Source organism: Microcoleus sp. K1-B1, assembly GCF_036704705.1.
Taxonomy (GTDB): domain Bacteria; phylum Cyanobacteriota; class Cyanobacteriia; order Cyanobacteriales; family Microcoleaceae; genus Microcoleus.
In genome coordinates this window covers 52,881-74,607 of sequence record NZ_JAUBSH010000020.1, presented here as the reverse complement: position 1 = coordinate 74,607, position 21,727 = coordinate 52,881, and the positions used below count along the sequence as shown (strand labels likewise).

Here is a 21,727-nt window from a genome sequence, read left to right as displayed (position 1 = left end):
AACGTGAATCGAATTCCTCCCGCAATAGTTATCTTAGGTCAAAACAGCCAGCCGATCGCCAAAAAAATATCCGCACATTTCCCCGGTTCCCAGATTTACGGTTTAATCGATCGCACTTCCAACACAGACATCAACTTTAGCAACTTCGGCGAAACATTGCGGGAATTATTTGCCACAGAAACCCCAATCATCGGCATCTGCGCCGCCGGAATAATCATCCGTACTCTCGCCCCGCTGCTGTCCGACAAACGCGCCGAACCGCCAGTTTTAGCCGTCGCAGAAGACGGAAGCGCCGTCGTACCGCTGCTGGGCGGTTTGCACGGCGTTAATGATTTGGCCAGAGAGATTGCAGCAGCCCTCGGCGTACAACCTGCAATTACCACCACCGGAGATATTCGGTTTCGCACCGCGTTGCTGAGTCCTCCCCAAGGCTATTATTTGGCGAATCCAGAGGACGCGAAGACTTTTATTTCAAATTTGCTCGCCGGGGCAAAAGTACGCCTAGAAGGGGCTGCAAACTGGCTTTCCGAGAGCAATTTGCCGTTAGCGAAGCCCTCGAAGAGGATCGCCCCCGACGCAAAATTGACGATCCGCGTCACCGAAAAAGCAATTGCGCCAACGCCCGATTGTTTAGTTTACCATCCGCAAATTGTGGCAGTTGCACTCACAAAGCTATCGAATATTGAGCCAGAAATAGCGGTTTCATTAGTGCAGCAAGTGTTGGGAAATGCAGGTTTAGCGCCAGCTTCCGTTGCGGGATTCTTTGCATTAAAAGAGGAGATGGGAAACCCGGCACTTGAGGAACTAGCAAATTTTTTCAAAGTCCCCGTCCGCTTTTTCAATTTCTCCGAACTTGTCGAATTAGACTCAATTGAATTCATCGAAAATCAGGCAGTACAAATTGCCCTGACAGCAGCCGGTGCAAACAGTCACTTAATCGAGTCCGATCGCCCAAACTCCGTGAATTGCGCGATCGCCCTAGCCGGCCAACCCTTTGATGCTAGGGCGATCGGAATTAGCCGCGGCAAACTCGCGATCGTCGGTACCGGCCCCGGAGGCGCGCCCTGGATGTCGCCGGAAGTTAAGGAAATTCTGCGCGAAGCCACGGATTGGGTGGGTTACAAATTTTATCTCGACTTAGCCGGAACCCTGCGCGAAGGACAACAGCGGCACGATTCCGACAACCGCGAAGAGATCGATCGCGCCCGTTTTGCCCTAGATTTAGCAGCATCGGGCAAATCTGTCGCCGTCGTTTCGTCGGGAGATCCGGGTATTTTTGCGATGGCTGCGGCTGTGTTTGAGGCGATCGACTTGGATGCCAAACCCGAATGGCAAGGCATCGATATTCGGGTAGCACCGGGCATTTCAGCCATGCAGGCGGCCGCTGCTGCGATCGGAGCACCCCTCGGACACGATTTTTGCGTGATTTCGCTTTCGGATATTCTCAAGCCCTGGGAGGTCATTGAACAGCGGATTTCTGCCGCTGCGATCGCAGATTTCGCGATCGCATTTTACAATCCCATCTCGAAACAGCGGATTTGGCAACTCGGAAGGGCGATCGAGATTTTGTTACAAAGTCGCGATGCTAAAACCCCCGTCATCTTGGGGCGAAACCTCGGCCGGCCCGGCCAATCTGTGCGGGTTTGCACCCTCGGCGAATTCCAGCCGGAAGATGCAGACATGAGAACTTTAGTGATTGTTGGTTCGAGTCAAACTCGGATTATTCCCCGCAAATATGGAGATGTTTGGGTTTACACGCCGCGCAGGTATGAAAAATAAGTAAAGCAGCAAAAACTTCGGAAATAAGCAATTGAATGAAAGCTAATTGACTTTGACAAAGAGATATCTTGATATCGCTAGGGGGAGTCTAGGTTAACAAATAATGGCGGATCGCTCGATCGCGATTGACCTATTATTTCATCTCATGGTTTTCACTCTCGATTAATGAGCGATCGCCTTTGATTACAGAAATCCTCGGTACTGAGGAATCTCGGCTTCCTGAAGCCGAGTTTTTCTGGCAGAAATTGAGCCCATTTAGAACTCGACTCAACCATAGTAAGGGTTTCAGCTTCATTTTGGGAGAGATATAATTTACTTCTCAGTAAATATTTTTATTATTGTATAGCCACAATAAAACTAAGGACGATCGATGTCTGCTCAATTCCTTAATCCTACAATCATCCTAGGGTTACAAAAAGAGGGCTTTCAGCCGGAAGAGTCTTCTCTGTCTTGGGGTAGACCGAATTAGTTTTTTCTTTTGATAAAATTCGCTTAAACAAAGCTTAAGAAAACTGTTAAAAAAACATGAAATTCCAAATTCCTTTAGCTCCTGGGGCTGTAACAAAATTTTTGATTCGAGTGGTGACCTGTCTAGCTTTACTCTCTTTCTTAAGTCAGATAAGTCTGTACTTCGGGCCGGAATACCCGTTGAGAGAGTATTTGGCAAAGGTATTTAACGTTGATGCCGAGCGGAACCTTCCAACCTTCTACTCATTTTTGGCATTGCTGTTTAGTTCTCTCTTGCTAGGTGTGATCGCCTATGCGAAAAATTTGGATAGCGATCGCTACAAGAATCACTGGAAAATTTTATCATTCATATTTCTATATTTATCCTTAGACGAAGCTGGTCAATTGCACGAAAAGTTTATAAATCCGATGCGAAGCCTGCTAAATGCATCAGGATTTCTTTATTTTACTTGGATTGTGCCGTTTGGTTTTCTTGTAGTGATATTTCTATTATCCTACAGTAAGTTTGTGTTGCACCTTCCTGTTGCCACAAGAAAATTATTTGTTACAGCCTGCGCTCTTTACATTGGAGGAGCAATCGGGATAGAAATGATCGGGGGATACCTATTTTCTACCACGGGAATGGAGAGTCTACCCTACCTGATAGTAGCAACCCTTGAAGAGTCATTAGAAATGCTGGGTATCGTTGTATTTATCCACGGCTTGAGTTCATATATCAAGACATATTTAGGCGGGGTAAGTTGGAATATTTATATACCAGGAAAAAACTCACAAGTTACCGCTCATCAAAATATCGGCTTACCTGCCCTTAACGAAGCAGCCAACACAAATCTATTAAGGTGAATCACTTAAAACCGGGTTTAATGGACGACGAAAATACTGCATTATGGCATTTAACCAGGAGAAAAAACCTGGTTTTTTTACTATTGATGCGTCCTGGACTGGCGGTTCTGTGATCTGCGGCGCACAAAACGACTAATATAGCAATTCTCGCATCATTTGTGAATTTCTTACTCCCTCCCCTTGATAAGGAGAGGATTGGGGTGGGGTAAAAAGTTTATGACTCATGCAAGGATTGCTATATACAGCGTATTCCAGGTTTATGAAGTACACCGCGCAAAACCTGGTTTCTTTAGAGTTCTCGCATCATTACTGATTCTGTTGCTCGAAACCCGGTTGATCGCGATCTACATCTACATAAAATATGCTGTATACATGGAATCTGCTGTAATTTACTTCTCAGTAAATATTTTATTATTATATATTCAGAATAAAATTAAGGGCGATCGAGGTCTGCTAAATTCCTTAATCCTACGATAACCTTACGGTTATAAAAATCTAACATCCACCCGGAGGAGTATTCGGGAGCATCTGATATTTGTAAAAACACTTCTTCTGGCTCCTTACTTCTGGCTCCTTACTTCTTCCTCTTTCCTTCTGGCTCCTGGCTCTTGGCTCCCAAGTCCAATTTCTAGCTTGGCTGCAAAAGTGATATGCAGCCGGAGTCTTCTCTATCTTTAGGTAGATCGAATTGTTTTTGTCTTTTGATAGGCTTTTCTTAAACTAAGCTTAATATAACGGCTAAAAAAACATGAAATTTCAAATTCCTTTAACTCCTGGGGCTGTAACCCAATTTTTGATTCGAGTGGTGACCTGTCTAGCTTTACTCTCTGTCTTAAGTCAGATGAGTCTGTACTTCTTGCCAAATGCCAAGTTGGCAGATTTCTTTACAAAAGCCTTCAACCTTGATGCCGAGAAGAACATTCCAACCTTATACTCATGTTTGGCATTACTGTTTAGTTCTCTCTTGCTGGGTGTGATCGCCTATGCGAAAAATTTGGATAGCGATTACTACAAGAAGCACTGGAAAATTTTATCATTCATATTTTTATTTCTATCTTTAGATGAAGCTGGGAGTTTACACGAAAAGTTGATTGACCCGCTGCGAGGTCTACTAAATGCCACAGGAGTTTTTTACTTTACTTGGATTGTGCCGTTCGGTTTTCTGGTAGTGATATTTCTATTCTCCTACAGTAAGTTTGTGTTGCACCTTCCTGTTTCTACAAAAAAATTGTTTGTTGCAGCCTGCGCTCTTTATATTGGAGGAGCAATCGGGATGGAAATGGTCGGGGGATACATATCTTCTACAATGGGAGAGTGGGGGCTATCCTACAAGATAGTAGTGAACATTGAAGAGTCATTAGAAATGCTGGGCATCGTTGTATTTATCCACGCCTTGACTTCATATATCAAGACATATTTAGGCGGCGTAAGTTGGAATATTTACATACCCGGAAAAAACCAACCAGTTACCGATGATCAAAATATCGGCTTACCTGCCCTTAGCGAAGCAGCCAACACAAATCTATTAAGATAAATCACTTGAAACCGGGTTTGAGCGACGAGGAAAATACTCGATTCGGGTGTTTAATGTCGATAAAAAACCCGGTTTTTTTGGTACTGATGCGTCCTGGGCTGGAGGTTCTGCGATTTTCGGCACACCAAACGACTAATATGTAGGGTGCTTGCTAAACTAAAGACTTATTAAACGTGGAACAGCTTAGTTCACAGATGACATCCTCACCTTTACCAGAAAATCGCTAAGAGCAACCTTGGCATGAGGATTTGACGGCAAATGACTTGTAAAACTTGCATCTTCTAAGATATTAATTAGCCGATCGCGCTCTTGCTGATAAAATTCTATATCTGTATCTTCCAGCACAGATTTTTCCTCTCCAGCCAGTTTGCGATCGATCAAATCAGGAATATACGACAACTGGAATTTCTCATTAAGTTTCACCAAATTCGCCTCGACTTCCCCGGTTTGCATCAAGTGAATCCCAGCCAGCAACACCCGGTAAACGTACAGCAGCGGCTTAACCCGACGCGGGCGTTCTTTCTCAAACAGTTTCCATTGAGTTTTAGCAAAACCGAGATAGTGGTGGCTGTGGTGCTTGGTAATGCAGTTCGAGGCAATAGCCTTTAATTCTTCGTGTTCCTTTGTAGTGTAAACTATCAGCGGCGAATACAGTTGTTCTAGCACGTAGCCGTTGCGCTTCAACAGCAACTCAAAAAATTTCTTGATGTCGTGAGTTACTAAATCGAGTTGCATTCCATCCCGAACTTCAGAAACTTCGATTGTTTCTTCTCCAGAAATCAGTCCAATTACTTTCGGTAGCGGTAAGATGTGTACTCCCCGCAAATCAAAGTCAGAATCTGCGGAAGGAAAGCCGTATAAATGCGAACCGCTGACAGTAGCAAACAGCAGCGGATAAGGTTGAACTGAGATAATTTGGGCTAAATCGGAAATGTATTCTGTCATTTATTTCAGTCCCCCTCTGCTGCGGCTGTGTTTCACAAGAAGCGATTTCAAGATCCGATTTCGATCGCACCTTTACGCGCTTCAATCAAAAACAGATTCGCTTTCTCGTAATTAGGACGTTCCGGTAAGGAAGTTGCAGCAAAAGCGCGATCGAACTCACCGTGCAAGCTCAACCGCCAGCGATTCACCTCATCCCAGGATACTTCTTGGTTGCGGATAGATAAAAGTTGCGATCGATAATCCTGCACGCGAACCGGTACAAACCCCTCCTTGAGTACCGTAATTCCTGACAGCAGCAAGCGAATTAAGTGCATCGCGTGCTTCCAACGAATTTCCCCGGTATTGCGGAGGTCTTGCTCCATTTTTTTAAATTGAGACAAAACGTAGCTATTGTAAGTTTGATAAACCAATTGAGAAAGAAAGATTTCCCTAATTTCGAGCAATTCTTGTGCTACAGGAGAAACAGTTTCTACTAAAGGCGTGTACAAACATTCTAGCACATTTGGATTAGCTTTTAGCGCCAAAACTAGAAACTTTTGCAGTTCCCAATAGCATTCCTGATTTTCCTGGTTTTCCAATTGTTCTGGGATGCCGTAAAGCGACCAATGAAGTATTGCCGGCGGCAGGTAAATCCCGCGCCTGTCTGTATCGGATTCCTCGTTATCAAGACCATAAGCTCTCGACCCAACAATGCAGCGGTAAATTACAGAATCATAGAGGTTGTATTCTGCAAGAAAATCTCCTCCTGACTGCAATCCTTCGCTCTGAAACTGCTTGCGAATACTGAGTTCGTGCCGCCGCAAACTAACTTGTGTTCCGTCTGGGAGTTTGACTAAATATGCGTGGGAATTGTCCGTAGGCGATTGAACGATGACGCCTACTAATCCCGGTTTCCAAGATTGGTCGCCGGCGGGGTTTTTGACCTCTATTTTGGTGACAATTTGGGTTCCTGCGGGTAGGATTAAGTTGAAATTTTGAGGAAGATTGGCATTGGCCATGAGGAAACCTCCTGCGGGACACGAGCTACAATGTTAGTGTAGCATATGTGTAGTATAGAAGGGCAGTTTGGGGCGATCGCGGATTTGGCCTTGTTGAACATTGTCTAATTATCAAAGAGGAATACCGCCAGCGAGTTGAGGCGAAGGTATTGCAGATTTTTGAGACTCACCCGACAATTGCAGCAATTCGCACTGGGGAAGCGGTGACGGACTTGCAACTGGTGGCGTTAGAGCGTACACTGAGGCAAGAGTTGCATGGGGGAAACGTGCAGTTGTAGAAGTCGAATATTCGTAAGGCGTTTAATCTGAAGGTTAATAGTTTCTTATTGTTGCTGCGAAAGTAGTTCGAGATTGAGGCATTGCCAGATTATCAGGAAGTGGTAGGCGGAATTTTGAGGATTCTAGTGCTGCCCAACCGCTGTTTAACACAATCATATTCGGTTGTTACGGGCTGTGCAGAATGTATTTTTGAACAATCGGCGATTGGAAGTGGCGGAGTTGTATGAGGAAGCGTGGGATCTGTTTGCGGAGGATGCTGTGGAAAGGTGGTTTACTGAGGAACAGGTGGATGAGTTAATTGAGTTTACTGAGCAGTTGGCGTCTTCATCGTTAATCATTGAGTTCAGAGTCCTAAAAGACCTATTAAATTTATGAATAACAACAGAGCGCTTTCGGTCACAGAACAAGCGATGGAGCTATTGAACCGCCAACATAGCTCATTTAATATAGTAACAATCAGCCGGATCCAAGGTGAAATTAAGGAACAAATTTTGAGGCAGGCGCTAGATGCAGTTCAAAGCATTCATCCTTTACTTAACTCTCGGATAATTGGAACACAGGAGCATCTCGCATTTACAAATCACGGGACAAAAAAAATTCCTTTATCTGTAGTTTCACAGGACATAAATGACAACTGGGAAGATGTTGTGAGAGAAGAATTGAACAAAACTCTGGATAGCAGTCAGGTTCTGCTAAGGTGCATTCTTCTTTACAAGCAATCCGAAATCAAGACCAACTATTTAATCACAACTGTACATCATGCCATATCAGACGGATTATCTTCTATAAGTCTACAATCAGAAATCTTAAAATGTTACCAAATTATTGCATCGGGAGATGCCATTGATATAGATTGCGGATTTGCTATTCCACCCTTAGAGGAATTATTACCTAAATGGATGAAAGGAAAGAAAGGGATCAGCAATGGCACATGGTTTTTGCTGAAAATGAAATTACAAATGCTTTTACATAAACCAGAACAATTAGAGTCTGAAGAGACGGTTCCCCTTGAGTTTCGTACTTGTGGCATGACTCATAGATATTTAGAAAAAGAGTTAACCAAAAAAATAATTGAACTTTGTCGGCAAGAAAATACCACAGTACATGGGGCGTTATGTGCAGCAATGCTACTTACAGTAGCTAATAAAATTAGCAGGGAAAAGCCAAGAAGAATTAAGGTTTCATGTCGCTCTTATGTGGATTTGCGTAGGCGTATAGAACCTCCCATTAAAAATCAACACATGAGTTTTTTAGCTTCCTTTTTAACTTCATTCCATCACCTAAAACCTCAGATGTCGTTTTGGGATTTATCAAGAGATATTACTAAAAATATTGAATTAGGCTTAAACACACAAGATTTTTTTAAACCTTTAACGATTTTCCGAAAAATTATTGAATTTTATATTAAAAATCCTGATGAATTTCTCATAACAAGTGGGGTTACTAATATTGGTAGAGTTGATATTTCTGAAGTTTATGGGGATTTGGAAATAGAAGAAATCAGTTTTGTTGCGTCTGATGCTATTTTTGGCAAAAATTTTACAGTTGCAGTTGCAACTTTTAAAGATAAAATGCTTTTGAATTTCATAGCATCTAAGCCTTCACTTAGTCAAGAGACTATAGAGTTGCTTGCTACTGGTGTCATCAATTGTCTGATTGAGGTTTGCCAAGAAAAGGTTATAATGGCTGTCAAATAATGGCAAAAGAGGAAAGAACTCACCCATGCTAACCTATCCCGAACTCCGATCGCCAGTTGACCCAATTTGAGAGAGATTACGATCGTCGGGACTCTGGAACCCAAAGCAGGATGAGGTTTTTTATCAGCGGCGCAGGTTACAATGGAGAGGTTGCTGAAGTTAGAGCATATTATGGGGATAGAAATGCGGGAGTTGATGAGTTTTATAGATGAAAAATGAAAGTTAGAGAAGTTATTAAAATGTTAGAAGATGATGGTTGGTATTTAGCTAGAACAAAGGGCAGTCATCGTCAATTTAAACACCCAGAAAAGGCTGGGACTGTCACGGTGTCAGGTAATTTAGGCGTTGATATGCCAATTGGTACGCTTAAAAGTGTTTGGCGGCAAGCTCAACTAGAAGAGGAGGAAGATTAATGCGTTATGCTGTTGTAATTGAAAAAGGTGAAACTAGCTACGGTGCTTATGTTCCCGATTTACCTGGATGTGTAGCTGTGGCTGAAAGTTTAGAAGAGGTGAGAAATTTAATTAAAGAGGCGATCGCATTTCATATTGAAGGACTACAAGAGGATGCTTTTCCTATTCCCGAACCTGTCTCTATTTGCGAATATGTTGAAGCTTAAGAAGCTGAGGGCGGTTGAAACTGCGGCTACACAAAATTTCGTCCCAGCAGAGGGGGACTAAGAAATAAGAGGAATCAGAAAATAAATTTCATGGGCAATACTGGATTTGAACCAGTGACCCCTTCCGTGTGAAGGAAGTGCGCTACCACTGTGCTAATTGCCCGCAGATAATTACTTTACCATACCAAGTCCAAATTTGCAACTAAATTTTTCCTAAAAATTCAGCCGCTTGTTTCCGAGTTAAACTCGACACAATGCCAAGAATACAGGCATTTGTCGAGTCTGGCATCAGTTAACCTGCCACCAACCCGCCGAGGGGCCGACAAACCGCACTACAATCCACCAAACAACCAAAAGACTAATCCCGATCCAGCTTCCGCGGCTTGTCCACTTCACAAAATCTTCGCTTTGGGTTTTCGTGATTGGCAGCCAGGGAACGATGCGTTCTTCTTTTCCGTATTCGTCGCCGATCGACTCTTTGCGACGCTTAGCTTCACCCATAATCTTTGTCTACTAAATTAGATTTCAACTGGATACCCAACCAAATTATACGCCAACAGGTCATCTCAAGCCTGCGTCAGCCAAGTCGTATCCAAATAATCAATCCTCGCAAAAGGACTCAAAGCCGCTAAAACCTGCTGTCCATAACTGCGGTGAATCACCCTGCTGTCGAAAATCGCCACCACCCCTTGACGTTCTCGCACCGGCGCGATCGCCCGCTGCAACTCATTCAGCGCCGCCGGCAGCAAATACAACCGAAACCAATCCTTGCGCCGTTCCTTATAATAAGCCACACGCGCCGTCACCAAAGGATTCTCCAAAGAAGGTAGCGGCAAAGTTGCCATCGCCAGCAAGTGAGGCGCCCTCAATTCCCCCTGATGTTCCCGCCAAAACTCCCACCCCGTCACCAAAATCGCATTCTCGCCCACATCAGTTTTTTCTACCTGCACCCGAGAACCGAACTCAGAAGCCAAAATCGCCGCCAGCCTAGCCTTCAGCGGTACATCACCAACAATCAGCACCGTTAAACCCGCCACCGACGCGCTCATCAACAGCAAAGTCCGAATTTCTTCTATTAAAACACCCTGAAATTCCGGCGTATTCGGCAGCGGCAGCCAGTTGGGGATGTACAGTTGAATTAATTCGCTTTGTCGATCGGGCGAAAACTTAACGCTCGTCAATTCTGGCAGCCCCAGCATTTGCCGGAAGATCGGAGCCTTTGGTTCCACATCCACCGCCCCCCCAATCAACACCACAGGCTGAGAATCCCAAATTTTGCTCAAAACCTCAGCCACCTGAACCGGCGCGCAGTACAGAGAAAATGACCCAGCCTCCCGATTAATTTCCGCCCACCGCAGTCTTCCGTTTCCTTCCCACCGCTGCCAAAAATTGCTCCAAGCAGCCGGAATCAGCGAATTCGGCTCGATCCTTTCCAACAGCCCCTGCAAAATATTTTGCTCTGCAGTTTCCAGCAAATAGCACTCCTCTGGTTTCGCCGGATGCTGAAAGAAAGCCCGCGTTAGCATTACCCGCCCTTCGAGGATTGCATCGGCTTCCAAAGGCTGAGATTGCATTAAATCATTCCAGTCAGCCGGTTGCAAACACGCCGTCAATTGCTGGCGCGTCCAAACTTCCAAGTCATCCACACCGTCGATAATTGTCGGAATATTGCTGTGAAGTGGCGAATCCACCGCCAAGCGAGCCGCCAGCCAAGACTCTGGATCTGCTAGCATCAATCCTCGTCCAGTGGCCTGATCGGAATAAATCTCGATCGACCCCTCTGTTTGCAGCCACTCTTGCAAGCGCGGAATTTCCACCGCTCTCAAATGCTCGATCACCCGTGTCGGCGCGACTAAAATTACAGGCTGCGGCCACATCAAAATCGGCATCAAATAGCTGACTCGATACCGCTGTCGGTAAGCTCCCGCCGGAAGCCCCGTTTGGATCAGAGCGCTGCGCCCCAAGCGCAAAGCCCGCGCCACGAGCCGCGCCATCGTTAAATGGTGTGGCCAGTGCGGCTCGGAGTTCGATCGCAGGAAGCGGAGCAGCGAGTTGTGGACTTCTACCTCAATCAATCGGTTTTAAAATTGACATTTCTCACTCAACATAGTCAAAACTGGCCAGAAAATCAACTACTTTTTGACCGAGAGGCAAACTGAATTTACTCTCCTGATGAGTTGCACCTCCCTTCCCAAAATTCCCGTGAGAATTCACCATCAAACTCTCCTGTCCCGAACTAATTAAAATAGTTTGGGTTGGTGAATCAAAAAATTTTGTTGGCTGACTCACCCGTGATATATTAGACACCAAATTTATCAACTCATTTAATTTATTTGTAGCTGTACTCAATGCTTTACGCAACTGCACAATTCGCTTTTCATCCAAATTTTGACTTTCGATATTTTTGCCTATAACCATAATATTTCTCTGAGTTTGTACAGCATCTTTAAAAGGAAGAATCGCTAAAAAAGCTGCTGGCAATAAATGCTCATCGCTCTCAAATCTAAAAGTTAGAGTTGTGCGGCGGTAGCCGACTTCAATATTAGGAGGAAAAATCATTGCCCGGTAATGCCGAGCTATTTCGCTGTAAGCTGTTGCTAAAGTGCTGTTTGCTGAGTAGTCTAAAAGTGCGTCAACCACAATTTGCACTAACCCCGGCGTGTGATTTAAAAATTTTCTCGATTCTGACGGCGAATTAAATTGTTGAATCTGAGTGCGATCGCCTGCGGGGCTGAGGTCAACCCACTGGCAAGTAATATCCTCTGCGATGATGCCACATCGAGGAACCAAATACAGTTTTGCTCCTGTTAAAGTTGCTCCCCTCAAATCAGCGCCCACCCAATCTGCATTAATCAAATTTGTTTCTGTCAAATCAGCGTGAACGAAACTAGCACTTGCTAAATTAGTATTTCTTAAATCTGCTCCGTTAAGGTTAGCTCCGCTCAATTTAGCACAGCTCAGATCGGCGCCGTTGAGGTTGGCTCCCGTCAAATCAGCCCATTTGAGGTTAGCTCCGCTCAAATTTGCACTGCTGAGATTCACCTGTTGCAAAGAAGCTTGTCTCATATCGGCATTGCTCAAATTGACGCCGCTAAGTTCTGCTTTCGCTAAATCTGCGCCGTGTAAGTTAGCTTCTTGAAAGTTAGCTGAAGCAGCCGAAGCACCTCTGAGATTTGCACCGGAAAGATTAGCACCGCACAGGTTAGCTTCCGTCAGTTTTACCTCTCTTAAATCTGCTTCAGTCAGGTTTGCACCGCTGAAGTTAGTTTTGCTGAGTTCGCAGCGGACTAATTCGCTTCTAATCAGGGATGCTCGGATTAATTGAGCTGCACTTAAATCTGCTCTGACTAAGTTTGCTACATTGAGAGTCGCCCCGTTTAAGATTGCCCGCGAGAGGTTGGTACTGCTGAGTCTAGCCACATTCAAGTTAGCGTCGCTCAAGTTAGCGTCGCTCAAGTTAGCGCCGCTGAGGTTGGTGACAAATAAGCTAGCCCCCCTTAAAATTGATTGGCTGAGGTTGATGCGGCTGAGATTCGCTTCATTCAGGTTAATTCCTGTGAAATCTCTGTCGCCTTCTGTGTATCTCTTGACGAGTGCAAATCGTTTGAGCAGTTCTTCAGCTTCCATTTTTTTTACTTGAATGAAATGGCAATTGGCTAACTTTTATATGGCATGAATAGAAATAATCTCAAATTAATTTATACTATTTACTCACCGAGCTGATAAAAGCTTTTGACAAACTCAATGACCGTATTTAGCGGCGGGGTGGTAAATCTTTGGGCTTTAATTGCAGGACTGATAGACGTTTTGTTGACTCCGGGCAAATTTGTCAAGTTTCTGCCAAAATCTGGGTGATAGTGAATCATCAAACTTTCGGCGCTGGAGTTAGCCAGTACAGTTTGGGTAGGCGATTGAAAAAAAGTTGACATCGGTTCGCGATCGAGGCGAATCGGCTGAATTTTCATTTCCCCTATTTTTCTCATTGTTTTGGTCAGGGCTACGTTTAATTGCACGACCATATTTGAGACTCTGACGCCCAGGTTATTACCACTTTGGGGTTGAATCATCTTGATCAAAGTAATCAAATTTTTCTGAGTAAATGCTGCATCACTAAAGGGAGTAATCGCCACGAAAGCGGTGGGAAATAGTTGCTCGTCCTGCTCTATTTTAAATGATATGATTGTGCGTCTGGAATTAACTTCGATACTGGGAGGATGGCTCAAAGCAGGGTATTGACGGGCAATTTGGCGGTAGGTAGCTGCAAGGACAAAGTTAGCATCCGGGTCGAGGGGTCGATCGACAATAATTTGAACTGTCGGCGGTGTAGCATTGAAAAACCTTTGAGATTCTTCCGGGGTAAAGCGCTGAATGTGGCTGCGATCGCCATTAGGACTGAGGTCAACCCAATCGCAGGTAATGTCATCTGCTTTCACATCAAACCTAGACACCGCATAAATTTTTGCCCCCGTCAGGGCCGCCCCCGTCAAATCGGCGCCCACCCAATCAGCGTGAATCAAATTCGCTTGAGTCAAATCCGCGTGTACCAGAGTAGCGTTCAACAGATTGACATTGCTCAAATTTGCCCCGTACAAGTTGGCCCCGCTCAATCTCGCTTCATCGAGGTCAGCGCCGGTCAGGTTCGCCCCGCTGAGGTCAGCCCACCGGAGATTAGCGCCTCGCAAGTCAGCGCCGCTGAGGTTGGCCTGAGACAGATTAGCTTGTCTGAGTTCGGCATTGCAGAGGTTGACTCCTCGCAAGTCTGCCCTGCTGAGGTCGGCTCTGTGCAAGTTAGCCCGTTCCAAGTTGGCCGCTGTTAGGGAAGCACCTCTAAGGTGAGCCCCGCTGAGGTCGGCTTGCTCTAGATTGGCTTCTCTGAGGGTTGCTTCTCTCAAATCTGCTTCGCTGAGGTTTGCACCGCTCAAGTTTGCATTGCTGAGGTCGGCTCGGATCAGTTCGGATCTGATCATTGTAGCTTCGACGAGTTGGGCTTCGCGGAGGTCGGCTCGAATCAAGTTTGCTACGTTGAGGATAGCGCCGCTGAGGTTGGCTTTGTTGAGATTGGCACCGCTGAGTCTGGCAACATTGAGTTTGGCTTTTCTCATGTTGGCGTTTGAGAGATTGGTGCCGCTCATGTTGGTGAGGCTCAATATTGCCTCACTGAAATTAGCCCCACTGAGATCGATCCTGCTGAGATTTGCCTCGCAAAGGAGGATGGCAGTAAAGTCTCTTTCTCCTGCTGCATATTTGGTGATGAGTTCTTCGGCGTCCATGCTTTTGACTTTCCCTGATGTGTTAGCTAGAACAAAGCTTTGTTGTGCCAACCTTTAAACTAGAATAAGCATTTTTTGTAACTTGATGCAATATGCTTAGACATCTATATTGTGGAAGCCTTTTATAAAATCCAAAATGCTAGTGATATTAGCTTGAGCCAATTTTGTGCTTTCGGCTAACTTACCCGATGTTGAGTTACTTGGCTCGTATTTTTTAATCAGCCGCTTGCCGAAGGCGGGGTGGTGATATACGCTGAGTCTTTGATCGCGGGAATTAATTAAGATCATCTGTGTGGGAATTTGAAAGAAATTGATGCTTTCGCCGATTTTTGGAAAAGAACTGGAAATTTTGATTTGGTCTACTTTGCTGATAGCTTGGTTGAGAGCTTTGCTGCATAACTGGACGTGTTTAGATTCTTTGACGTTAAGTTTGCCTGCATCGTGGGATTGAATCATTTTCATCAAAGCTATTAGGTTTTTTTGAGTTATGGCAGCGTCGTTAAAAGGAATGATGGCAACGTAAGCGGTGGCAAATAATTTATCGTCGCTGTCCATTTTAAAGGCGAGTACGGTGCGCCTGGAGCTGACTTCGATCGTGGGAGGCTGACTTAAACTGGGGTATTGTTGGGCAATTTGGTAATAAGTTGCTGCTAGGGCAAAATGAGCACCTTGGTCTAAGGGCGAGTCAATCACGATCCGAACTGTGGGCAAGGTTTCGTGAAAAAATTCGTGGGTTCCTCCGGAGTTCAACCAGTAAATTTGGCTGTGGTCGCCGTTGGGACTCAGATCAACCCACTTGCAGGTCATGCCTTCGGTTTTGATGCCGAGTCGCGAAACTGCGTGAAGTTTTGCTCCGGTTAAGGTGGCTCCGGTTAAGTCGGCTCCAATCCAGTCGGCGCGGATCAGATAGGCATTTGTCAGGTCGGCGTGAACTAAGCTGGCATTCAGCAAGTTGGCGTGGCAGAGGTCGGCTCGGCTGAGGTCGGCGCCGCTCAATTTGGCTTCGCTGAGGTCGGCCCAGCGGAGATTGCAACCGCTGAGGATGGCCCAGCGCAAATTGACGCCGCTGAGGTCGGCGCCGCTGAGTACGGCTTGAGTGAGGTTGGCTTGTCTCAGTTCTGTGCCTCGCAAGTCGGCGCCGCTGAGGTCGGCTCGGCTGAGGTCGGCTCCTTGCAGGTTGGCTTGTTCGAGGTTGGCTTCTGTCAAGCACGCGCCGCTGAGGTGAGCGCCTCGAAGGTTGGCTTGAGCGAGGTTGGCTCCTCGAAGGGTGGCTTCGGTAAGGGTGGCGCCGCTGAGGTTTGCGCCGCTGAGGTTTGCGCCGCTGAGTTCGGCTCGAATGAGCTCGGCTCTAATCAGTTTCGCTCCTATGAGTATGGCTTTTTTGAGGTCAACTCGCACTAGGTAAGCGACGTTGAGGTCGGCGTCGGTGAGGTCGGCGCCGCCTAGATGGGCGCCGCTGAGTCTGGCGATGTTGAGTTTGGCACCTGTGAGGTTGGTTTTGCTGAGGTTGGCTCCGCTCAGGTTTGCTACACTCAGATTCGCACCCTTGAGGTTGGCTCCGCTCAAGTTGACGCCGCTGAGGTTGGCCTCAGTCAGGTTGATTCCGGCAAAGTTTCTTTCTCCGGCGGCATATTTTTTCAGGAGTTCCTCGACTGTCATGGGGGCGGCACCGTATCAAATATCCCCATTTTATTGCTATGAATATCGGTATTGTAGGACTAGGTTTAATTGGTGGCTCGATCGGGCTGGATTTGCGATCGCGCGGGTTTAATGTTTTGGGGGTTTCGAGTCGGCAGCAGACTTGCGATCGGGCGCAAGCTCGCGGTGTTGTCAATGAAGCCAGCATAAACCTGTCTCTGATGGCAGCAGCCGATGTGGTTTTTATTTGCACGCCGCTGGGGTCGATCGAGCCGATCGTCCGAGAGTTGGTGCCCTATCTTTCCCCTGATACTATTGTAACCGATGTCGGTTCCGTAAAAACACCCATAGTGCAGGCTGTGTCTCCTCTGTGGCCGAATTTTGTGGGGGGACACCCGATGGCGGGGACTGCTGAAAGTGGAATTGAGGCGGCGGTGCCGGATTTGTTTGTGGGCCGGCCTTACGTGGTGACGCCGACGGCCCAGACGCCGGCTGTGGCGGTGGATAAGGTTGAGGAAATTGCGCGGTTACTGGGTGCTAAAGTTTACCGATGTGAGCCGATCGAGCACGATCGAGCTGTGGCTTGGATTTCTCATTTGCCGCTCATGGCTAGCGCGACGCTGGTTGCTGCGTGCGATCGAGAGGGCGATCGGGATATTGTTAATTTAGCCCAACATTTGGCGAGTTCGGGTTTTCGGGACACGAGCCGGGTGGGGGGTGGCAATCCCGAACTGGGAGTGATGGTGGCAAAGTACAATCGAGAGGAATTATTGCGATCGCTCTCTATTTACCGCGACAGTCTCGACGAGTTTATCAGCGATATCGCAGCCGAAAATTGGCAAAGTCTCGAACACAAGTTGAAGCTGACTCAACAAGCGAGACAGAATTACAACTTGTGATCCAAAATTTACAACCCAATTCAACCAGTAATTGACGTTCAGATTGAGGCGCAAATAGTTGGTGTAGTCGCTAAAATGAAGCGAGTGTTAACGTTTAAAGCCTAGGAACCGGGCTTTTGAGAATTAACAATTAAACAAAGGTAAGGTGCGCGCCGAACTCCCTACTAATTTCTAATTCTCAGCCCTATTTCCCATGCCCCATGCCCTATGAATGATTCTCAAGCATCACCAAATCCATCAAAACCTGTCCATCCCCTCAAGCGGCTGCTGAAGTACGGGCGCCGCTACCGGCTGAAAGCTTGGCTGGCAAGTATCTGTTCCCTGCTGAATAAATTCTTTGATTTAGCGCCGCCAGCATTAATCGGTATTGCCGTTGATGTGGTGGTGAAACAGCAAGATTCTATACTCGCTCAGTGGGGCATAAAAGATGTCTTTTGGCAACTGGCAATTATTACTTTTGTGAGTTTGATTGTTTGGACGTTGGAATCGGTTTTTGAATATGCCTATGATTATTTGTGGCGCAATTTGGCTCAGGATATTGAACACGATTTGCGTCTGGAAGCATACAGCCATTTGCAGGAATTAGAATTAGCTTATTTTGAAGAACGCAGCACGGGCGGTTTGATTTCTATTCTCAACGATGATATCAATCAACTCGAACGTTTTTTGGACGACGGCGCTAATGAGGTAATTCAGGTAATTACAACGGTTGTTGTGATTGGTGCGGCTTTTTTTGCAGCTTCTCCTACTGTTGCTGGGCTGTCAATGCTGCCCATACCTTTTATTATTTGGGGTTCGATCGCCTTTCAAAATCGCCTTGCTCCTTTCTATGCTGATGTGCGGGAAAAGGTGAGTTTTCTGAACGGGCAACTGTCGAATAATTTGATGGGAATTACTACTATTAAAAGTTTTACTTCCGAAGATTATGAAATTCAGCGTATCGAAACGCAAAGCCAAGCTTACCGCCAAAGCAACCGACGGGCGATCGTACTTTCGGCAGCTTTTATTCCGCTAATTCGGGTTGTGATTTTCTTGGGGTTTATTGCAACGCTATTTCTGGGCGGTTTGGAGGTGGTGGCGGGCCGGTTGTCTGTGGGAACTTACAGCGTTTTGGTGTTTTTGACCCAGCGGTTGTTGTGGCCGCTGACTCGCCTGGGAAATACTCTGGATCAATACCAGCGCGCTATGGCTTCTACTAATCGGGTGATGAATTTGTTGGATACTCCGATCGCAATTCACACGGGTGATATTCGGCGGCCGGTTAGTTCGATTAAGGGTGAGTTGGAATTTAAAAATGTTACCTTTTCTTATAATCAAAGAAAACCGATTTTGCAGTATTTTTCCTTGACTCTACCTGCGGGAAAAACTACTGCGATTGTTGGGGCTACTGGTTCGGGAAAAAGTACGCTGGTGAAGCTAATCTTGAGGCTGTACGAGGTACAGTACGGTAATATTTATCTCGACGGGATAGAATTAAATAACCTGAATTTAAAAGATTTACGGAGAGCGATCGGATTGGTGAGTCAAGATGTGTTTTTGTTTCACGGTACGGTGGCAGAAAATATTGCTTACGGCAGTTTTGAGGCAAGCAATCGAGAGATAGTAAATGCTGCGAAAATTGCCGAAGCGCACGAGTTTATCGCGCAATTGCCGGACGGTTACAACACTATTGTAGGGGAACGCGGTCAAAAATTGTCGGGGGGGCAGCGACAGCGAATTGCAATTGCGAGGGCTGTTTTGAAGAATCCGCCGATTTTGATTCTTGACGAAGCTACTTCAGCGGTGGATAACGAGACGGAGGCGGCAATTCAGCGATCGCTCGAACGAATTACCAAGAATCGCACTACAATTGCGATCGCCCACCGTCTTTCTACTGTCCGCAATGCCGATTGCATTTGTGTCATGGAAGAGGGGCTGGTGGTAGAATCGGGGCAGCACGAACAACTGATCGAACAGGACGGAATTTATGCGGCGCTCTGGCGCGTGCAATCTGGTATAAGATAGAAACGCAGCGGTTTTGGGTAATTGGGAATTGGGAATTGGGAATTGGGAATTGGGCATTGGGAATTGGGCATTGGTAATATCATGTCTGGTAGCATCATAAGTATATGGGCGGGGCTGGTTTATGAGATAATTAGGTTGACAGGTAGATTGTTGGTAAAACCCGCCCCTAGGAGATCGAAAATTATCCGAGCGCGAATCAACCAGACATGATATAGTTGGTAATTTGAATCCTAACTAATGACAACGGCCAACTGACTGCAAAATATTAGTTTCTACAAGCAAGAAGAGAAAATGTTTCTATTTGATAGCCCTGAGTCCAAACCCAACGAAAATAGCTGGAGTCGCAAATTAGATAAATTCGTGAAAGCTAATCAACATGAATTGGCTGCTTTGGCTTGGGGACTATTTCTGGAAAGGGGAGAAGAAAGCGAGGAGATTTTAGCAATTGATATTGCAGAAACGGCGCGTTTTGTGTATTGTAAGAAAGAGGCGGTTGAGGAGTTGAACCGCCAAGTAAAAAGTCATATTCAGGAAGTTGTAGGTGTGTTGAACGCTCACAAACCTGAGACAGAAGTGGCGATTTTGGCGATCGGAGAAGGTCAAATTAAGTTGATTTTTTTTGAACCTAAGCCTGAACCTCCTGTTTGTTTTGAAGAAGCTGCAACAGATGTTGATACATTGTTGGCTAAGCTGGAACAGCAGATGGTTGAATGTATGAAATAGGAGTTATATCAAATCCGGTGGTATCGGAATTGATATTACCTACAGTCAGGAGACGACGCCGTGCGCTTTCCCTACAATTAATCGGGCGATGGTTATATCTCTTATCGAGAAAGATTGATTATGTTGGGGTAGGGAAACGGCAATGTCGTGTCCTCAGTTGCCCTATTGTCGATGGTTATATCCGATCGCACTCGGAGGGCAATTTTATCTCGCAGTCTCTTTCAATCCCTGGGTGATCTCAACTTCGTATCAGCAACAGGCAAGATGCCTGTTCCACAAAGAGTAAACCCGGACTTATTATAAATATCAGAATAACCAGCAATCAAAATAACCAGCGGGGGGCGAATCGTCATGCAAAATTTGAGCTCGATCTAAATTAGGTACAGCTTCCGCCAATTCAGTACCTAATTTTACTTCCTGTGCTCTGTCTGTTAATGGAAATGAAAATTGATAGCCATCTTGCAAATATTTTGCCCTAGCAACAATCTCGTCTTTCTCTAAAATAGCGCTGTTAGTACCAATCAAAACGCTGTTAATGTCCTTCCACGGACACACGAACACCTGAGAAAAGACGCTTTGAAAAGTCTTGATTTTTTCCGCATAAAACTCATCTCTTTGCAGCAGATTTACCAGCACAACTCCCTCACTTGACAAGCGTTTTTTGCAGAGTTGATAAAATTCTTTGGTAGCCAGCCTGTGCGGAAAGTAGCCGTTGCCAAAAAATACGTCCGTCATGATGATATCGTACTGCATATCCGGTTTTTGCTGCTCTAAATACTCTCGGCAGTCTTGAATTGTTACAGTTAGCCGATCGTCCAATTTCACCCCAAAACACTGTGTAGCTGCTTCGATCGCGATCGGATCGACATCCGCACATTCAATGACAGTTTCCGGCAAATAGTGGTGCAAAACTAAGGGAATTCTGCCGCCGCCAAATCCAGCCATATAGATTCTTTGAGGTTGGCTTTGCCACACTAAACCCAACATCATCGCCTGAGTATATTCAGACACTAGATGTAAAGGATTGTTGAAATCGAAAACAGATTGCAGTAAATCTGTATGCTGATTTACTTTTTCTACTAAAGATAGCTTAATGTGCGATCGATCTTTTGTGACTGCAACATAGTGAACACCAGACTCTTTGCAAAAAATAACTTTGTCTGGCTGTTGTTGCAGCCAAGCCAGCCGCTGTCCAATAGCCGATAAATTAATAGATTGCCAAGTTTTGTGTTCCTCAATCATCTGATTTTAAATTTTATTTAAATTCGATATTCTCTAAGAATATAGCCTCATCAGCACGGTTTCTACCAAAATGGCTGAGTCGCCCGATATCTGCGAAGAAACCGGGTTTCGAGTCAAGGCTGGGACAATTCATGTTCTCATTTTCCAGCAGGGCAAAGAACGAGAAGACAACAGAAATTTACCCGATTACAGCCGCTTGTACGCCACCAATTCCAAACCTGAAACCGAAAGTTCCACTTTTTCCCAATCTTGCTTGTCACCTTCCAACTTTTCAAAGGCTGCTGAGGTAAGCAAAATCTCTCCGCGTTCCGCCAAATCCTCTCCCAGCTTAGATGCCAGATTAAATTCAGATCCGTACATATCCTCTCCTTCCAGCATCAAAACATCGCCACAGCCAATACCAATGCAGAGGTAAATATCCATCTCCGGTGGCAGTGTCGTGTTGACAGCCGCTGTGTGTTTCAAAGAGTCGATCGCAGCTTCCACCGCTGATTTGACATCGGAAAAAACTGCAAAAATATTGTCTGCTTCCTCCTTAACTACAGTGCCACCGTATTCGGAAATTATCGGTTTGACAATTCCGTGCATCCGGTGAATCATTGCCAAAAAATGAATAATTCCGTAGCGGACTGTCGTGCGCGAAAATCCCGACATATCCATTACTAAAATTGCATAATTTTTGCGGAAAGTTGAATTTATTTTTTCATCAATTTCCGCCATTGTTTCGGGATGTTCGTTTCTTTCTTGCAGTAGCTTTTCTAAGTTAGCGCGGTTATTTGTTTTCATTTT

The 21,727-nt window shown here is 45.6% G+C and carries 20 protein-coding genes and 1 tRNA gene; 11 read left to right on the top strand and 10 right to left on the bottom strand.

Annotation, left to right across the window (positions count from 1 at the left end; translation table 11 throughout):
• Positions 1 to 3 precede the first annotated feature (3 nt).
• The 3 genes from cobJ to QUA83_RS10310 all read left to right on the top strand — a co-directional run bounded on the left by cobJ (position 4) and on the right by QUA83_RS10310 (position 4,624).
• Positions 4 to 1,779, top strand: coding sequence for a precorrin-3B C(17)-methyltransferase (gene cobJ, locus QUA83_RS10320; RefSeq protein WP_333292996.1), 1,776 nt, complete (start codon positions 4 to 6; stop codon positions 1,777 to 1,779).
• Between the two features lie 525 nt (positions 1,780 to 2,304).
• On the top strand, positions 2,305 to 3,090 hold the full coding sequence (locus tag QUA83_RS10315) for a hypothetical protein (protein ID WP_333292995.1): 786 nt from the start codon (positions 2,305 to 2,307) through the stop codon (positions 3,088 to 3,090).
• Between the two features lie 748 nt (positions 3,091 to 3,838).
• Positions 3,839 to 4,624, top strand: coding sequence for a hypothetical protein (locus tag QUA83_RS10310; RefSeq protein ID WP_333292993.1), 786 nt, complete (start codon positions 3,839 to 3,841; stop codon positions 4,622 to 4,624).
• A gap of 183 nt (positions 4,625 to 4,807) precedes the next feature.
• Here QUA83_RS10310 and QUA83_RS10305 read toward each other — a convergent pair whose 3' ends face one another.
• The gene (locus QUA83_RS10305; protein ID WP_333292992.1) at positions 4,808 to 5,569 is read right to left on the bottom strand and encodes a DNA polymerase beta superfamily protein; all 762 of its coding nucleotides are present in this window, start codon (positions 5,567 to 5,569) and stop codon (positions 4,808 to 4,810) included.
• Positions 5,570 to 5,616: 47 nt separating this feature from the next.
• Entirely contained in the window at positions 5,617 to 6,567 is a 951-nt protein-coding gene (locus QUA83_RS10300) for a DNA polymerase beta superfamily protein (RefSeq protein WP_333292990.1), read from the bottom strand.
• A 149-nt stretch (positions 6,568 to 6,716) separates the two neighbouring features.
• On the opposite strand from QUA83_RS10300, the gene QUA83_RS10295 reads away from it, so the two are divergent.
• The 5 genes from QUA83_RS10295 (at position 6,717) to QUA83_RS10275 (ending at position 9,162) form a co-directional block, all read left to right on the top strand.
• Entirely contained in the window at positions 6,717 to 6,845 is a 129-nt protein-coding gene (locus tag QUA83_RS10295) for a hypothetical protein (RefSeq protein ID WP_333292989.1), read from the top strand.
• 190 nt (positions 6,846 to 7,035) lie between these two features.
• Positions 7,036 to 7,221 carry a hypothetical protein gene (locus QUA83_RS10290; protein ID WP_333292987.1) on the top strand — a complete coding sequence of 62 codons (186 nt, stop codon included), beginning with the start codon at positions 7,036 to 7,038 and terminating at the stop codon, positions 7,219 to 7,221.
• Positions 7,218 to 8,543, top strand: coding sequence for a phthiocerol/phthiodiolone dimycocerosyl transferase family protein (locus QUA83_RS10285; protein WP_333292986.1), 1,326 nt, complete (start codon positions 7,218 to 7,220; stop codon positions 8,541 to 8,543). Before QUA83_RS10290 ends, QUA83_RS10285 begins: the two co-directional genes overlap by 4 nt.
• A gap of 215 nt (positions 8,544 to 8,758) precedes the next feature.
• Positions 8,759 to 8,956: a type II toxin-antitoxin system HicA family toxin gene (locus tag QUA83_RS10280; protein ID WP_265237275.1), complete on the top strand. Its 198-nt coding sequence runs from the start codon at positions 8,759 to 8,761 to the stop codon at positions 8,954 to 8,956.
• The gene (locus QUA83_RS10275) at positions 8,956 to 9,162 is read left to right on the top strand and encodes a type II toxin-antitoxin system HicB family antitoxin (protein WP_236506884.1); all 207 of its coding nucleotides are present in this window, start codon (positions 8,956 to 8,958) and stop codon (positions 9,160 to 9,162) included. Before QUA83_RS10280 ends, QUA83_RS10275 begins: the two co-directional genes overlap by 1 nt.
• Before the next feature lie 91 nt (positions 9,163 to 9,253).
• Here QUA83_RS10275 and QUA83_RS10270 read toward each other — a convergent pair.
• From QUA83_RS10270 to QUA83_RS10245, 6 genes are all read right to left on the bottom strand, one after another.
• A tRNA-Val gene (locus tag QUA83_RS10270) sits at positions 9,254 to 9,325 on the bottom strand.
• A 125-nt stretch (positions 9,326 to 9,450) separates the two neighbouring features.
• Positions 9,451 to 9,663 carry a DUF2839 domain-containing protein gene (locus QUA83_RS10265; protein WP_333292984.1) on the bottom strand — a complete coding sequence of 71 codons (213 nt, stop codon included), beginning with the start codon at positions 9,661 to 9,663 and terminating at the stop codon, positions 9,451 to 9,453.
• A 65-nt stretch (positions 9,664 to 9,728) separates the two neighbouring features.
• Positions 9,729 to 11,237, bottom strand: a complete 1,509-nt coding sequence (locus QUA83_RS10260; RefSeq protein ID WP_333292982.1) for a helicase C-terminal domain-containing protein — start codon at positions 11,235 to 11,237, stop codon at positions 9,729 to 9,731.
• A gap of 22 nt (positions 11,238 to 11,259) precedes the next feature.
• The gene (locus QUA83_RS10255) at positions 11,260 to 12,789 is read right to left on the bottom strand and encodes a pentapeptide repeat-containing protein (protein ID WP_333292981.1); all 1,530 of its coding nucleotides are present in this window, start codon (positions 12,787 to 12,789) and stop codon (positions 11,260 to 11,262) included.
• Between the two features lie 80 nt (positions 12,790 to 12,869).
• The gene (locus QUA83_RS10250; RefSeq protein WP_333292979.1) at positions 12,870 to 14,432 is read right to left on the bottom strand and encodes a pentapeptide repeat-containing protein; all 1,563 of its coding nucleotides are present in this window, start codon (positions 14,430 to 14,432) and stop codon (positions 12,870 to 12,872) included.
• 96 nt (positions 14,433 to 14,528) lie between these two features.
• Positions 14,529 to 16,091 carry a pentapeptide repeat-containing protein gene (locus QUA83_RS10245; protein ID WP_333292977.1) on the bottom strand — a complete coding sequence of 521 codons (1,563 nt, stop codon included), beginning with the start codon at positions 16,089 to 16,091 and terminating at the stop codon, positions 14,529 to 14,531.
• A 38-nt stretch (positions 16,092 to 16,129) separates the two neighbouring features.
• Between QUA83_RS10245 and QUA83_RS10240 the strand changes: the two genes are divergently transcribed.
• From QUA83_RS10240 to ccmS, 3 genes are all read left to right on the top strand, one after another.
• On the top strand, positions 16,130 to 16,969 hold the full coding sequence (locus tag QUA83_RS10240) for a prephenate/arogenate dehydrogenase (RefSeq protein ID WP_333292975.1): 840 nt from the start codon (positions 16,130 to 16,132) through the stop codon (positions 16,967 to 16,969).
• A gap of 207 nt (positions 16,970 to 17,176) precedes the next feature.
• Positions 17,177 to 18,973, top strand: coding sequence for an ABC transporter ATP-binding protein (locus tag QUA83_RS10235; protein ID WP_333292973.1), 1,797 nt, complete (start codon positions 17,177 to 17,179; stop codon positions 18,971 to 18,973).
• A gap of 291 nt (positions 18,974 to 19,264) precedes the next feature.
• Positions 19,265 to 19,696 (top strand): beta-carboxysome assembly chaperone CcmS, encoded by a 432-nt coding sequence (gene ccmS, locus QUA83_RS10230; RefSeq protein ID WP_333230929.1) that lies wholly within the window; start codon positions 19,265 to 19,267, stop codon positions 19,694 to 19,696.
• 306 nt (positions 19,697 to 20,002) lie between these two features.
• Here ccmS and QUA83_RS10225 read toward each other — a convergent pair whose 3' ends face one another.
• Positions 20,003 to 20,938: a fused MFS/spermidine synthase gene (locus tag QUA83_RS10225; protein ID WP_333292971.1), complete on the bottom strand. Its 936-nt coding sequence runs from the start codon at positions 20,936 to 20,938 to the stop codon at positions 20,003 to 20,005.
• A 186-nt stretch (positions 20,939 to 21,124) separates the two neighbouring features.
• Entirely contained in the window at positions 21,125 to 21,724 is a 600-nt protein-coding gene (locus QUA83_RS10220) for an adenylate/guanylate cyclase domain-containing protein (protein WP_333292969.1), read from the bottom strand.
• Between the last annotated feature and the right edge of the window lie 3 nt (positions 21,725 to 21,727).

Bases quoted from the DNA above. Each gene is read 5' to 3' on its own strand.
- QUA83_RS10315 (WP_333292995.1), top strand. From the start codon at position 2,305: ATGAAATTCCAAATTCCTTTAGCTCCTGGGGCTGTAACAAAATTTTTG.
- QUA83_RS10310 (WP_333292993.1), top strand. From the start codon at position 3,839: ATGAAATTTCAAATTCCTTTAACTCCTGGGGCTGTAACCCAATTTTTG.
- QUA83_RS10305 (WP_333292992.1), bottom strand. From the start codon at position 5,569: ATGACAGAATACATTTCCGATTTAGCCCAAATTATCTCAGTTCAACCT.
- QUA83_RS10300 (WP_333292990.1), bottom strand. From the start codon at position 6,567: ATGGCCAATGCCAATCTTCCTCAAAATTTCAACTTAATCCTACCCGCA.
- QUA83_RS10285 (WP_333292986.1), top strand. From the start codon at position 7,218: ATGAATAACAACAGAGCGCTTTCGGTCACAGAACAAGCGATGGAGCTA.
- QUA83_RS10280 (WP_265237275.1), top strand. From the start codon at position 8,759: ATGAAAGTTAGAGAAGTTATTAAAATGTTAGAAGATGATGGTTGGTAT.
- QUA83_RS10275 (WP_236506884.1), top strand. From the start codon at position 8,956: ATGCGTTATGCTGTTGTAATTGAAAAAGGTGAAACTAGCTACGGTGCT.
- QUA83_RS10265 (WP_333292984.1), bottom strand. From the start codon at position 9,663: ATGGGTGAAGCTAAGCGTCGCAAAGAGTCGATCGGCGACGAATACGGA.
- QUA83_RS10255 (WP_333292981.1), bottom strand. From the start codon at position 12,789: ATGGAAGCTGAAGAACTGCTCAAACGATTTGCACTCGTCAAGAGATAC.
- QUA83_RS10250 (WP_333292979.1), bottom strand. From the start codon at position 14,432: ATGGACGCCGAAGAACTCATCACCAAATATGCAGCAGGAGAAAGAGAC.
- QUA83_RS10245 (WP_333292977.1), bottom strand. From the start codon at position 16,091: ATGACAGTCGAGGAACTCCTGAAAAAATATGCCGCCGGAGAAAGAAAC.
- QUA83_RS10240 (WP_333292975.1), top strand. From the start codon at position 16,130: ATGAATATCGGTATTGTAGGACTAGGTTTAATTGGTGGCTCGATCGGG.
- QUA83_RS10235 (WP_333292973.1), top strand. From the start codon at position 17,177: ATGAATGATTCTCAAGCATCACCAAATCCATCAAAACCTGTCCATCCC.
- ccmS (WP_333230929.1), top strand. From the start codon at position 19,265: ATGTTTCTATTTGATAGCCCTGAGTCCAAACCCAACGAAAATAGCTGG.
- QUA83_RS10225 (WP_333292971.1), bottom strand. From the start codon at position 20,938: ATGATTGAGGAACACAAAACTTGGCAATCTATTAATTTATCGGCTATT.
- QUA83_RS10220 (WP_333292969.1), bottom strand. From the start codon at position 21,724: ATGAAAACAAATAACCGCGCTAACTTAGAAAAGCTACTGCAAGAAAGA.